Here is a 12,791-nt window from a genome sequence, read left to right as displayed (position 1 = left end):
CAATACCACAAATGCAAGGGCAGCCAGCGGTGTAACTCGTTTAAGGAAAGTTGCTTTTTTCATATTTTCTCCTTTCTTGCTAATGAAACTATCATACTGGATTTTTGACGAGATAGCAAAGATTTATTTTCTGAAAAATCAGCATATATGCTTGATTCTGATTTTTATAATTTCGGTCTTCTTCTGGTTAAAGTAAAGGAAACTCATCAATCAGGTCTAAGCATATATGCAAAAAAAGTCTCATTTTCATGTTTTCATAAACACCTATATGTATATTATATAGTGTTATAATAAATCATGACTATTGAGCTGAAAAATATCTCAAAGACCTACATTGACCGGCCTGTGCTGGATAATATTTCTCTGAAAATACGCTCACGTGAATTTTTCGTTCTGGTCGGCCCTTCGGGCGGCGGTAAGACAACGCTGCTGAAAATGCTGAATCGGCTGATTGAGCCTACTTCCGGCCAGATTTTCATTGACGACGAGCCTATTACACAGATGAATCTGCGCGAGCTGCGTCTGCAAATCGGCTATGTGCTGCAGCAGATTGCGCTTTTTCCGAATATGACTGTTCTGGAAAATGTCGGGCTGATTCCTTCAATGAAGGGCTGGGATAAGGCGAAAATTAAGGCTCGCGCTGAAGAGCTGCTGCCGCTGGTCGGGCTGGACGCGGCGACTTATATGAATCGGCTGCCGTCTGAACTTTCTGGCGGTGAAGCGCAGCGTATCGGGATTTTGCGGGCGATTGCGGCGAATCCGAAAATCATTTTGATGGACGAGCCTTTTAGCGCTCTAGACCCGATTTCCCGCAAACAGCTGCAGCTGCTGTTGAAGAAACTACAGAATGAGCTGAAAATCACGACTGTTTTTGTGACGCATGACATGACTGAGGCGATGGCCCTGGCGGACCGCATCGCAATTATCCACGATGGACGGCTGATGCAGGTCGGCAGCTCTTCGGAAATCCTGTCGCATCCTGCAAATTCCTATGTGGCTGACTTCTTCCGGAATTATCAGCAAGATTTGTCAGAGTTTAAGCTTTCTGACTTGACGCGCTTGAATTTATCTGAGGATTTGCCGCTGGACGAGGCGGTGAGGCGCTTGGAGTCTGTTCGGGAGGAAATGTCATGAATAATCTGATTTCGGTCTGGCAGGCTCAGCATTCCCAGTTCTGGCAGGCTTTGCTTGAACATGTTCAAATCTCGCTCATTTCGCTGTTCATCGCGGTTCTGATTGCTGTACCGCTGGCTCTGCTGCTGCGCCGCTTTGCTAAAGTGGCAGAATTGGTGCTGCAAGTCACTGGTATTTTTCAGACGATTCCGTCTTTGGCGCTGCTGGGGCTGCTGATTCCGGTTGTGGGAATCGGCTCTGTGCCTGCGGTGATTGCTTTGGTTGTTTATGCGGTTTTTCCGATTCTACAGACGACTTATACTGGCCTGCAGCAGATTGACCCGAGTCTGACGGAGGCTGCGACGGCTTTCGGTATGAATCGACGCGAGCGTCTGATGAAGTATGAACTGGTGCTGGCAATGCCTTTTATTATGGCGGGTATTCGTACGGCGACAGTGATGATTATCGGGACGGCGACTTTGGCTGCGCTGATTGGGGCTGGCGGACTGGGAAATTTCATTCTGCTGGGGATTAATCAGAATGATGTGAGTCTGATTCTTATTGGTGCGATTTCGAGTGCTGTGCTGGCTGTTATTTTCAGCTTTGTGCTGCGGCGCCTGGAAAAAGCGCGTATTCGCACGATTTTAATCAGTTTTTTCATCGGCTTGCTGATTCTGCTGGGGAGTTTTTACCGACCTGGGGAATCGTCGAAGAGTATTACGATTGGCGGAAAGCTGGGAGCTGAGCCGACAATTCTTATCAATATGTACAAAGAGCTGATTGAAGCTGATAGTGATGTCAAAGTCAATCTCAAAGTGAATTTTGGCGACACGACTTTTTGCTATAACGCACTGAAAGCTGATAAAATCGACGTTTACCCGGAATATTCGGGCACCATTCTGACGACTTTTTTGAAGAAAAATCCGACTCGGTCAACTAATCCAAAGACTGTTTGGAAGGCCGCGCGCACTGCTATTGCCGAACAGGAAAACTTGACCTACCTCTCGCCTATGAAGTTTCAGGACACTTATGCGCTTGCTGTCAAGTCGGATTTTGCTCAAACGAATCGGCTCAAAAATATTTCCGACCTTGCAAATGTGCCTGACGTCAAGGCGGGATTTGATTTGGAATTTGCCAGCCGCAGCGACGGCTATAGGGGACTGCAGAGCCTCTACGGGCTGAATTTCACGGTTAGTACGATGCAGACTTCGCTCATTTATAATGCGCTGAATTCTGGCGCTGTCAATCTTGCTCAGATTTCTTCGACCGATAGTCAGATTCAGCAATATGGACTGACTGTCCTGAAAGATGATAAGCATCTTTTTCCGCCTTATCAGGCTGCGCCGCTCATGAAACCTGCTTTACTCAAAAAATACCCGGAATTACGGGGTATTTTGAACAAGTTGTCTGGAAAAATTACGGATGAAAAGATGATTGAAATGAACTATCAAGTTGCTGTGGAGCAGAAAGACGCGGCTTCTGTGGCTCGAGCTTACTTGAAGTCGCAGGGGTTGTTGAAGTAATGCTGAAAAATCCGAGTGTTTGATTTGAGAAACAAAGGGCGCTCGGTTTAATTATTTATTCGTTTGCAGATAATTATTTCTGATGCAAGCGGTGCAGAAAAGCGGTATTGAGTTTTACTCCCGCGCGTGCCAGCGTTGAAACAAGCAGTATAGTGAAGGTAAACATCGTGATGTCAAGCAAGAGTTGTCTTTGAACTTCATCAGCAGAATATTGAAAGGAAAACAGCAAATTAATGCCGCCGAATAGGAGAGAGATTACTAACAGCGCCAGAAGCAGCAATATTGCAAAGCGCCAAATATCACCTTTCGTCAGCTTATACTTCTTTTTTCCCTTCATTGCTTGATTTGAAGCCACGGCAACAATGACATCAATTACGAGAAATATCAGCCATAAAGCCGAAACAACTCGCGTCGGATTTATGCCGCTCAGAGCATAAAGAGCATATGCGCAGGCTACAACAAAGCCTGTTGATAAAATAATATCTAAGAAATTTCCTTTGCTCATCGTTTGATTCCTCCTGTCTGTATAAAATTATAAGCCGAATAGTATAGGAAATTCATCAGAATTCGACTTTTCATTCAGCCTTTTCCTCATTGGCTGCTATTTTTCTGTTCGCTTAGTATTTTTTCAAGTATTTCAGAAATTCTGCAGGCTTCTTTTACATACTTGCGGCGCTGCGGTTCGCCTGCGTAAATTGGAGAAGTGTAAAAGATTATTTTCTGTACATTTTCCTCTGTTTTGTCCTCTGAACGAACCAAAACTTCAATCCATAGAGAAGTAAAAGATTCGTAAGCCAGATAATCTTCACGCGCTTTCAGCCTTTTTTCAATTTCTAGCAGGTTTGTCTTGCTTCCGGAAGCATAGATAGTATATGTGATTAAGTCTGAAAACTTGTAAACTTTTCCCTTAGATGTGTTGGGAGTTTTAAACAGCTGCGAAGAATAATTAACTGCAAACTCTTTGCCAACCTCTGTCTCAACAAGAAATTTTTGTGCATTTTTTGTTTTTTTAAACATTCGATAATTCCTTCAACATAAAATAACCGGTTTTCTCACCAGCCTATTCCTGGAGCACTAAATGCAACCAGACCTCCCAGGCCTTTGCTGGTATAATCAGGACTTGTAAGCTTTGAATAAAATTCGGAAACTTTTTTGGATGATTCTTGTTTTACCACAATTGGTGTTAGTTCCCCCCGTAAATCTACTGCAACTTTCAGATAATATTCTTTCTTAGTGAGTCTTTGCCTTGCTGTTTCAAAGATTTTTCTTTCTTCTTTAGTTATTTCAGTACTTTGCAATACTTCACAAATTTCCTGCAACAAGACCAAATCTATTGACACTTTTTTATTCTTTTTCGATTTATCAACCATGTTGTGACCTCTCATAAAAAATATTCACCTGCTGATTAAAAATCGGCAAGTGAATAATCATAGTAAATAGTTTTATTTCCACTCGCCGCCTAAAGCATCTGCCCAGCTATTTGCAATCGTATTAGCGATTGCAGAAACGGGGGCCTTTGTTACTTCGAAGTATTATGGTAAAGGTAACCATAGATGTATTCTACCCGTCCACCACTCACATTTTTCAGCTCTTCATACTCAAAGTTGGATAAACATCCAACACATCAAAGTTATTGTCATTTCTGACTTCTTTCTAAAAGAAAGTTCTTCAATTAAGAGTGTCAAGAGTGCTATATAGCGTTAAATTCGGTCTTTCACCTGATTAATTTCTAACTAGATTTGGGCTCCATTAAAATTCATTGTATCACTCATAAAATGTCCTTTCAAGACAAAAATCATTACACGTTGTCACGCAATTTGTCTGTTTTCTAATGTGACTTAGTTGTAATATCAGGATTTACAAAGATTTCGAGCCATCTTTCACATGACACCACGTCATGTTTTTAGAAAATTTAAGTTATTGCCGTCAAAATTTTTTAGACAAAATCATTTAAACTGCGTTTTATGAATCTCCTATTAGTTACTTTTGTCTGCTTTTAGGATATAATTATAATAAGTTAAAATAATTACAAAAAGATTGGAGAAGAGCGAAATGGTTGAACTCAGTGAGAAACAGAAAATGATTATTGAGGCATTCTTTCTGCTGGCTCAGGAGGTAGCGGACCCTCAGAAAATCACTATGCAGATGATTGCTGACAGAGCGGGCATCACAAGACAGAATATTTATGCCAAACATTTTGACAGTATTGAGGAAATGATTCAAAAAATCCATATTCTCATAGATAGCCAATGTATGGAAAAGATGGAAGAGTTTTTCGAGGCCAATCGTCATGATCTTGTTGATTATTTTGCAGATGAGGTTTTGCCGATTTTATACGAAAGAAGGGCGGAGTTAAGGGTACTGTACCGCACGAATTTGGACCGCCGTTGGTCTCTTTTCCTGGAAAAACAATATGCTCCGATGATTGAGGCTTATCTTCGTAAATCTGGAAAGGTCGTCGAGGTTTCTTATAAATTTTTGAGTCGCCTCATTGTGGGGCAGGTGATGACTCTGATTGCTTGCTGGTTAGTGGAGGACAATCCGCTGCAGCCGACGCTTTTTAAAGAAGAGTTTGTCACGCTTCTTTCTGTTTCAACTTATGACTGGCTGAGCTGAAAACGCCAGATATTTCTAGTGATTCTCAGTAAAATTTTCGGAGCTCTAAATAAAGACATAGGTGGAAAGGAGCCAGTTCCCTGTTATAACTAGAATCAGGCTGACTGCAATTATTTTCAGCATGTCTTTTGCTGAAATCATCACGCGCTGTATTTTTCGCTCAATATTGATTTTGACGAATAATGCAGAAGCTGCAAATGCTGAATAGGCCACAAGATATCTGCTTAAATATTCTAAAATATTGTGGTGATACCAGCCTAAAGCCAACATAAAGATGAGATAAATAATAGAAAACTTGCTGATGAATACAAATTTATCCATTCTTATTTTCTTCAAATGATTTGCCTTGTAGAAGATTTGTATTTTTCCGGCTTCATTTTTTAATAGCTCGTAATAAATCATCACGAGACTTGTTAAAATTGAAAATGAGAAAACAGATATGTCAATGACTTGATTCTTGAAAGCCAGCATGGAGAGTAAGAAAACAATAATCAGATTGAACAGCAATTCTGTCCTGAATATATAGAGCAGATTTATATCTTTAAAGTATCGGTATCGAGCCTTAGTGTAAGTTTTTGTGCTCTCTTTTTCATAAATCTTCCGAATATTAAAGTAGGTCATCCCGTATTGAAGCAGGATGACTGCAACTAGGGAATAAAGCGGCAGCCGCTGTACAGTCTCTGAAAAATCTGGAATCATTCCTCGAAAAAATGCAATACAGCCGATTGCATAGCCATACTTTAAAACATATTTGACATTTCTTGCCTTATTTAATTTAAAAATTCTCTCTGCCGATGTCGTTATCATTGTATAAAATCCAAGAACAGTCAACATGAGTAAGGAATAAAGAACCGCACCTTCAGTTATTGGAAAGAAAATATAACAGGCAATTGACAATAATAATGCAAATTTTCGGTATAAATAATAACTCTGCACATCTGTTAAAGGAATATCTTTAAAATATGTCATCATTTTTTTGTGTGATGAGCTCATAGATAAATAGGAAACATCCGGCAGAGAAGATAAAAGGATAGCCATCAGCATTAGCATATATGTCTGCAAAGGATGGCCGATAATCACCAATGCTGCTTTTAAGCCAACGAGAAAAGCTCCAATAATAAAAAATAATGAAGCAATATTAAAAAATCCGTAAATTGAAAAACGTTTTCTTAACAGCACAATGTCCATTTCAAATGCTTTATTCAAATATTTCACGCTCCAATACATTCTTGTCATTATTTTCAAACTGTTTGAGCACAGCTCCGTCTTTCAGATAAATAAACTCATCGCACAAATCATTTAAAGTGTCCAAAATATGAGACGAAATCAGCACTGTTGCTCGTTCAGAAATTTTCTTTATTTCCTTTTTCAGGTCATAGACATAACTCATATCAATACTGTTAAAGGGTTCATCTAAAATCAAAAATTTGTAATTCTCTGTGAACAAGTTAATCAGAGACAGTTTCTTTTTCATTCCTTGCGACAAATCACTGATTAATGTGTCTTTTTTATCTGCTAATTTCAGCTGATTCAATAATTCGGCAAGTTCCTTTGGATGTTGTGCACTTTTTAGCACAAGTGTACAAAATTCACCGACTGTCAAGTATTCATATGTTCCCAAATCAGATGGAATAAATAGTATTTCGTCCATTTGATAGTCTAAAACCTCAAAAGAGCGATTTGCCTTTAAAAATCCGGATAGCAGGTCCATTAAGGTTGTTTTCCCTGAACCGTTTTCTCCTACCAGGCCGATAATTTTATTTTCACCAACTGATAAATCATTAATGCTCAATGTAAAGTTTGGATATTCGTGCTTTATGTTCTTGATATTCATCAATGAATCTCCTATTATTTAAAAATTCTACTATTGGTTTTACATACATCTTAAAGTATTATAACTGGAAAGAAGCGTAAATGTCAACAATAAAAATTAAAAAACTATGAGATAGTGCTATCGTCATAGCACTACCCAAAGTTTAAGTTCAGAAACTAAGAACAGTTTCTGTATCTAGCTTGTCTGAATTATCCCCAAACACTGCGAATAAAGTCCCAAACGCCTTCACCAAGTGAAATCAGTTTCCACTTGTTGTCCCATGCCCATTTGACAGCACGGATGCCATATTTTGAAACAAAAACAAGAATACTTGCCCACATAGTTACTTCTCCTTTCTCTTTGTGTTTTATTTTTCCGTTTTCTCATCGTACGTCTGAGTTGATGGATGAATTTTAATAGTAAACCGCCGACTGCTTACTATTTTGCAATTGTCACAATTTAATTGATGCAACAACTCCAAAATGGTAATCAATTTTTACTGCCTTATTATTTAATACGTATTTTTTTGAAAAATGTTTCAAAAATTTTTGTTCACTTTAAAAAAAATGTCCATTATAATAGAGGTAACCACTATTTTTCATCGCCTTACTATTTAATACGTATTTTTTCGGAGAATGTTTCAGAAATTTCCCATATAAAAAGACCAAATTCGTCAAAATTACGAATTTGGTCTTTTAAATTCTTTCTTATTCAGCAGCATTCGCCTAAGCAGATGTTGAATCACTCGTCCTCTAGCCCTTTCACCGTCTGACGTTTCAGTACAAGCTGTGAAATTGCTGTAGACAGCGCCACGCCGAGCCCCAGAGGAACAACTGCGTTCAGCGGCAAATGACTGATTTCAATCATCATAAATAATGCCATCAGAGGCGCTTGCTGAGCGGAAGCAAGCAAGGCGACAGCGCCAAGGAGTGTTCCCTGCCAGACAAGCATTCCGGGAATCAGCAGCGCAGCGACGGCGCCAAGGCTCGCACCGATTGCGATTGACGGTGCCAGTGTTCCGCCTGAAGCCCCTGCGCGGATGGTCACTACTGTCATAACTCCTTTCAGCAGGGCAAGCAGCAGGAAAATGAAAATCATTTTGCTGCCTGCGGACGCGGAGGCGTCCAGAGCCATCTGAGCAAGTGCACGGCCGTTGCCCATGATTTGCGGAAAAGTCAGTGAAATCAGACCTGTCACTAAGGCTGCTGCTGGTAATTGCCAGAGAATCTGCTTTGTTTGGGTCTGATTTTTTTCGGCCCAGAGAAAAGATTTTCTGAAATATGCGCCGACTAAGCCGCAAATCGGCGCCATCACAAGGACGAAGACAAGGAAAAGTAACGAAAATTTTCCAGTCCCAACGTGATAATAGGCGGAATTGCCCTTCATCCAGGCACCGACGAGCATGGCAATGATTGACATGGACAGGCTCAGCGAAACTGCCTGTAAGCTGATTTTCCGGTGAAGTATTTCAATGCAGAAAAACATTCCTGTGAGCGGTGCAATGTAAGCGCCTGAAAAGCCTGCTCCTGCGGCGGCTGCGACCATGAGGGATTTTTCTTCGGCCGATAGGCTGGACAAGCCCAGTTTCACAAGGACTGTTTCCCATTTCTGGGCAAGGAGTGCTCCAAGCTCACGCGGGGCTAGTTCTCGGCCGATTGAGCCTCCTGTGCCGACGAAGAAAATTTGCGTACAAACATGGAGTACAGTGGCACCGAAGGGCATCTTTTTTCCCGCCATTACTTCTGTGATTTTCGGAATTCGGTTTTTTTTCCGCAAGAAATACCAGACGACTGCCGCAATGCAGCCGCCAATCAGCACTGAAAGCAGGCGCTGCACGGGGAGTGTTCCGGCTGCTGACGGATGGAGCATGGTTTCTTCAAAATGCAGAAAAAGGCGCTCAACTGCACCTAAAAATAGGCTTAAGAGGCCTGCGCCTGCACCTGCGAGTATTCCCAGTACGAGGACGGAAATTGTCAATGTGAGATATTTTTTCATTGCTGGTTTGCTTTATAAACTCTATCATACCATACTCTCAGGGAATATCTGTCATTCTGCAAACTGAGAGTTATACAAATCTGCATACATGCCGCCGGCTGCCAGCAAGCTTTGATGCGTGCCCTGTTCGACGATGTTTCCGTGGTTGATGACGAGAATCTGGTCAGCGTCGCGGATTGTGCTCAGCCGATGGGCAACGACGAAGCTGGTGCGGCCTTTGAGGAGCCGGGCCATGGCGTCTTGAATCATTTTCTCGGTGCGGGTGTCGACAGATGAGGTGGCTTCGTCCAGAATCAGGATTTCCGGGTCGGCTAGAAAGGCGCGGGCGATGGTCAGAAGCTGGCGCTGGCCTTGTGAGATGTTGCTGGCTTCTTCGTTCAGCAGGGTGTCGTAGCCTTGCGGCAGGGTTTTGATAAACTCGTCTGCGTGTGCCATTTTGCTTGCGCGGAGGATTTCTTCTTCTGTCGCATTCGCCTTGCCATAGCAGAGATTCTCCCGAATTGTCCCTGAGAAGAGCCAGGTTTCTTGGAGTACCATGGCCATTTTGGAGCGAAGCTTTTCCCGGCTAAAGCCTTTGGTATCATGGCCGTAGAAGAATATGCCGCCGCCGGTCGTGTCGTAAAAGCGCTCGAGCAGGTTAATCATGGTGGTTTTTCCGGCACCGGTAGGTCCCACGAGGGCAATCATCTGGCCTTCTGCCACTCTTAGCGAGATGTCGGTCATGAGCGGCTGGTCCGGCTGGTAGCTGAAGGCGACTTTGTCAAACTGGATGATATCGCTGGTTTGGATGTCAGCAGCGGCTGGCGGATTGACCATTTCGGCTTCATCAAAGACTTCGAAAATTCGCTCGGCTGAGGCGGCTGTGGCCTGGATGGTGTTAATTAGATTGGACATGTTGGTGATGGGCTGGCTGAACTGATTGGTGTACTGGAGCATGGCCTGGACATCGCCGATATTGACTTGACCGCTCACAACGCGGATGCCGCCCACGACGGCCATTGCGAGATAGTCAAGGTTGTTCAGAAAACGCATGGTTGGAAAAATGAGGGTCGAGACAAATTGGGCTTTCCAGGCTGATTTGTAGAATTTCTCATTTTGGGCGTCAAATTCGCTCTGAGCCTGCGCCTGGTGATTAAAGGTCTTGATGACCGTGTGACCTGCGTAGTTTTCTTCAATCTGGTCATTCAGCAGGCCCAGATTCTTCTGCTGCTCAAAGAAAAATTTCTGCGACAGCGGCGCAATCACGCGCACGAGGAGAATCGCCAGGGGCACCGTCACAAAGGCCACCAGCGCCAGCAGCCAGCTAATCGTCAGCATAAAGTAGACCACACCGATAAACTGCAGCGCGCTCGTCACCAGCTGAATCAGCGTCTGATTCAAAGTTCCTGAGATATTGTCCATGTCGTTAATCATGCGGGACATGATGTCGCCGTTGGAGTGCGTATCATAATAGCTGACAGGCAGCCGCGTCATTTTTCCTTTGAATTGCTTGCGCAGACGATAAACGGTCCGCTGTGAAATACGCGTCATGATTTGCTGCTGCAATACGCCGAAAATAAAGCTGATGCCGTAAATAATGCCAACCGTCAGCAGAATTGACCCCACCTTGTCAAAATTGATGCCTGACTTGCTCGTCATCCCGTTCGCCACCACCGTTGTGGCTGAGCCGAGAATCTTAGGCGCCTGAACGCTCAGAATCACCGAAACTGCCGCAATAATCAAGCTGAAGATGACACCCCATTTGTCGCGCTCCATGTAGCCGAAAAGTCTGAACATCGTGCGCCAGAAATTAACCGGCCGCACACCGCGATTACTGAATCTGGACGCTGCACCGCCGCCGCGCTTCAGGTAATTTCCACGCATCATAATTCCACCCCCATCGCCTGCAAATCGGCTTTCGACAGCTGGCTGCGCATAATTTCCTGGTAAGCCTGGCAGGTTTTGGCTAATTCTGCATGATTGCCCAGGCCAACGGCTTCGCCTTTATCCAGAACAAGGATTTTATCCGCGTTCATCACCGTAGCTATCCGCTGTGACACTATGACTTTGATTTTATCCTTATGACGCGAACTAGTGCCCAGCGCTCGCCTCAGCTTTGCATCTGTCGCAAAGTCCAGTGCACTGAAACTATCGTCAAACAGGTAATAATCTGCCTCTTTTATCAAGGCTCGAGCAATCGCCAAGCGCTGCCGCTGCCCGCCGGAAAAGTTGGAGCCGTTCTGCTCAACTGTCATGTCAAGCCCGCCTTGCTCTTTGACAAAATCATCGGCCTGGGCAATTTCAAGAGCAGTCCAGATTTCTTCATCTGTGGCATCGGCTTTTCCAAAGAGCAGATTGCTGCGGACAGTGCCGCTGAATAGAACTGCTTTCTGCTGGACGAGTGAAATCTTGTTATGCAGTTCCTGCTGTGTGATTTGCCGGATGTCTGTGCCGCCGATGGTGATTTCTCCTGAGGTTACGTCCATTAGGCGCGCAATCAGGTTCAGCAGGGTTGTTTTGCCTGAGCCTGTGCCGCCGATAATGGCCAGGGTCTGTGCTTTTTCGACGCTAAAACTGATTTTGGACAGGGCGGGGCGTTCTGCTTCTGAAAAGACGTAGGTTACTTGGTCAAATTTTATCGCGGCTGAACCTGTGATTCTGGCAGCATTTTCCGAATCCTTAATCTGCTCTTTGGTGTTTAGGACTTCGTTTGCCCGGACTGCCGAGACTTGCGCGCGGGGCACCATGACCATGACGGCCGTGAGCTGCATGAAGCTGAGCAGGATTTGCGTGGCATAGGTCAGGAAGGCCACGAGGTTGCCCATGCCCATGAGGCCTTTGCCGATGAGCTGCGCGCCGAACCAGACGATGGCCAGGTTTGTCGCCGAGAGAATCACGGTCATTATCGGCCCGAGCATTGCCACGGTTGTCATGACGAATTGTGTCGTCTTTGTCAGGTCTTTGTTGGCAGTGTCGAATTTCTCGACTTCAAAGTCGTCACGGTTGAACGCGCGAATCACGCGCACGCCTGTCAAACCCTGCTGGAAAATGAGGTTGATTTTGTCGACTTTTTCCTGCATTTTGCGGAAGCGCGGCATGACTAGGCCGATGTTGATGACCGCTGTCACTGCGAGGAGCGGCAAGGCGACGACGAAGACGAGAATCAGGTTGTGGTCGAGGTTCCAAGCCATGAAGATTGAGCCCACCAGCATGAGCGGGGACTGGAGCATCATGCGCAGCGCTGTCTGCGTGACGTTTTGGAGCTGCGTGACGTCGTTGGTCGTCCGCGTAATCAGCGTTGCATCGCCGAAATCTTCGAAAACCGACTCATCCATCTTGATAATTTTCCGGAACAAATCCGCCCGCAGCTTCATTCCAAGCCTCTGTGACTGATTGGAGGCGAAATAGACGTTCAACACAGCTGCCGTCCAGGAAACCAGTGCGACAATCAGCATCAGACCGCCCTGCTGCCAGATGTAGGCTAGATTTTTCTGAGCAATGCCGTTGTTGATAATGCCTGAGGTAATGTTCGGCAAGAGCAGATTCGTCACGACTTGCAGCAGTAAAAAGAAAACAGCCAAAATCACAGGAAATGGCTGCAGATACTTTTTGGCAATAGTAATCATAGCTTAATTATACACTTTCAGGGATTGAATACCAATCAGGATGTGACAAAAAATATGATTAGAATTTGATGATACTTGTATTATAAAATTGAATATGATATATTAAATTCATGGCAAACAGAGCCT

12 protein-coding genes are annotated in these 12,791 nt (G+C 44.0%); 3 read left to right on the top strand and 9 right to left on the bottom strand.

What is annotated here, in order from left to right:
• Nucleotides 1-297 precede the first annotated feature (297 nt).
• Entirely contained in the window at nucleotides 298-1,134 is an 837-nt protein-coding gene (locus tag ACYQ2E_RS02625; RefSeq protein WP_460016505.1) for an ABC transporter ATP-binding protein, read from the top strand.
• The gene (locus ACYQ2E_RS02620) at nucleotides 1,131-2,636 is read left to right on the top strand and encodes an ABC transporter permease/substrate-binding protein (RefSeq protein WP_460016504.1); all 1,506 of its coding nucleotides are present in this window, start codon (nucleotides 1,131-1,133) and stop codon (nucleotides 2,634-2,636) included. Before ACYQ2E_RS02625 ends, ACYQ2E_RS02620 begins: the two co-directional genes overlap by 4 nt.
• Before the next feature lie 73 nt (nucleotides 2,637-2,709).
• Here ACYQ2E_RS02620 and ACYQ2E_RS02615 read toward each other — a convergent pair whose 3' ends face one another.
• The 3 genes from ACYQ2E_RS02615 to ACYQ2E_RS02605 all read right to left on the bottom strand — a co-directional run bounded on the left by ACYQ2E_RS02615 (nucleotide 2,710) and on the right by ACYQ2E_RS02605 (nucleotide 4,006).
• A complete protein-coding gene (locus ACYQ2E_RS02615) occupies nucleotides 2,710-3,141 on the bottom strand; it encodes a hypothetical protein (RefSeq protein ID WP_460016503.1) in 432 nt (143 codons plus the stop codon).
• An 86-nt stretch (nucleotides 3,142-3,227) separates the two neighbouring features.
• Complete coding sequence (locus ACYQ2E_RS02610; protein ID WP_460016502.1) at nucleotides 3,228-3,653, bottom strand: hypothetical protein; 426 nt, start codon at nucleotides 3,651-3,653, stop codon at nucleotides 3,228-3,230.
• Between the two features lie 35 nt (nucleotides 3,654-3,688).
• The gene (locus tag ACYQ2E_RS02605) at nucleotides 3,689-4,006 is read right to left on the bottom strand and encodes a bacteriocin immunity protein (RefSeq protein ID WP_460016501.1); all 318 of its coding nucleotides are present in this window, start codon (nucleotides 4,004-4,006) and stop codon (nucleotides 3,689-3,691) included.
• Between the two features lie 682 nt (nucleotides 4,007-4,688).
• Here ACYQ2E_RS02605 and ACYQ2E_RS02600 point away from each other — a divergent pair.
• Complete coding sequence (locus ACYQ2E_RS02600; protein WP_460016500.1) at nucleotides 4,689-5,252, top strand: TetR/AcrR family transcriptional regulator; 564 nt, start codon at nucleotides 4,689-4,691, stop codon at nucleotides 5,250-5,252.
• A 45-nt stretch (nucleotides 5,253-5,297) separates the two neighbouring features.
• Here ACYQ2E_RS02600 and ACYQ2E_RS02595 read toward each other — a convergent pair whose 3' ends face one another.
• The 6 genes from ACYQ2E_RS02595 to ACYQ2E_RS02570 form a co-directional block, all read right to left on the bottom strand.
• Nucleotides 5,298-6,440 (bottom strand): hypothetical protein, encoded by a 1,143-nt coding sequence (locus ACYQ2E_RS02595; RefSeq protein WP_460016499.1) that lies wholly within the window; start codon nucleotides 6,438-6,440, stop codon nucleotides 5,298-5,300.
• A 10-nt stretch (nucleotides 6,441-6,450) separates the two neighbouring features.
• Nucleotides 6,451-7,086 carry an ATP-binding cassette domain-containing protein gene (locus ACYQ2E_RS02590; protein ID WP_460016498.1) on the bottom strand — a complete coding sequence of 212 codons (636 nt, stop codon included), beginning with the start codon at nucleotides 7,084-7,086 and terminating at the stop codon, nucleotides 6,451-6,453.
• A gap of 188 nt (nucleotides 7,087-7,274) precedes the next feature.
• Nucleotides 7,275-7,406 (bottom strand): aureocin A53 family class IId bacteriocin, encoded by a 132-nt coding sequence (locus ACYQ2E_RS02585; protein WP_460016497.1) that lies wholly within the window; start codon nucleotides 7,404-7,406, stop codon nucleotides 7,275-7,277.
• 400 nt (nucleotides 7,407-7,806) lie between these two features.
• Nucleotides 7,807-9,060, bottom strand: coding sequence for a chloride channel protein (locus ACYQ2E_RS02580; RefSeq protein WP_460016496.1), 1,254 nt, complete (start codon nucleotides 9,058-9,060; stop codon nucleotides 7,807-7,809).
• Between the two features lie 51 nt (nucleotides 9,061-9,111).
• A complete protein-coding gene (locus tag ACYQ2E_RS02575) occupies nucleotides 9,112-10,926 on the bottom strand; it encodes an ABC transporter ATP-binding protein (RefSeq protein WP_460016495.1) in 1,815 nt (604 codons plus the stop codon).
• Complete coding sequence (locus ACYQ2E_RS02570) at nucleotides 10,923-12,665, bottom strand: ABC transporter ATP-binding protein (protein WP_460016494.1); 1,743 nt, start codon at nucleotides 12,663-12,665, stop codon at nucleotides 10,923-10,925. Before ACYQ2E_RS02570 ends, ACYQ2E_RS02575 begins: the two co-directional genes overlap by 4 nt.
• Nucleotides 12,666-12,791 lie beyond the last annotated feature (126 nt).

The sequence above is a fragment of the Lactovum odontotermitis genome (assembly GCF_054658595.1).
This window is presented reverse-complemented; position numbering and strand designations above follow the sequence as displayed.

Coding starts and splice junctions, on each gene's coding strand:
- ACYQ2E_RS02625 (WP_460016505.1), top strand. CDS start 298: ATGACTATTGAGCTGAAAAATATCTCAAAGACCTACATTGACCGGCCT.
- ACYQ2E_RS02620 (WP_460016504.1), top strand. CDS start 1,131: ATGAATAATCTGATTTCGGTCTGGCAGGCTCAGCATTCCCAGTTCTGG.
- ACYQ2E_RS02615 (WP_460016503.1), bottom strand. CDS start 3,141: ATGAGCAAAGGAAATTTCTTAGATATTATTTTATCAACAGGCTTTGTT.
- ACYQ2E_RS02610 (WP_460016502.1), bottom strand. CDS start 3,653: ATGTTTAAAAAAACAAAAAATGCACAAAAATTTCTTGTTGAGACAGAG.
- ACYQ2E_RS02605 (WP_460016501.1), bottom strand. CDS start 4,006: ATGGTTGATAAATCGAAAAAGAATAAAAAAGTGTCAATAGATTTGGTC.
- ACYQ2E_RS02600 (WP_460016500.1), top strand. CDS start 4,689: ATGGTTGAACTCAGTGAGAAACAGAAAATGATTATTGAGGCATTCTTT.
- ACYQ2E_RS02595 (WP_460016499.1), bottom strand. CDS start 6,440: ATGGACATTGTGCTGTTAAGAAAACGTTTTTCAATTTACGGATTTTTT.
- ACYQ2E_RS02590 (WP_460016498.1), bottom strand. CDS start 7,086: ATGAATATCAAGAACATAAAGCACGAATATCCAAACTTTACATTGAGC.
- ACYQ2E_RS02585 (WP_460016497.1), bottom strand. CDS start 7,406: ATGTGGGCAAGTATTCTTGTTTTTGTTTCAAAATATGGCATCCGTGCT.
- ACYQ2E_RS02580 (WP_460016496.1), bottom strand. CDS start 9,060: ATGAAAAAATATCTCACATTGACAATTTCCGTCCTCGTACTGGGAATA.
- ACYQ2E_RS02575 (WP_460016495.1), bottom strand. CDS start 10,926: ATGATGCGTGGAAATTACCTGAAGCGCGGCGGCGGTGCAGCGTCCAGA.
- ACYQ2E_RS02570 (WP_460016494.1), bottom strand. CDS start 12,665: ATGATTACTATTGCCAAAAAGTATCTGCAGCCATTTCCTGTGATTTTG.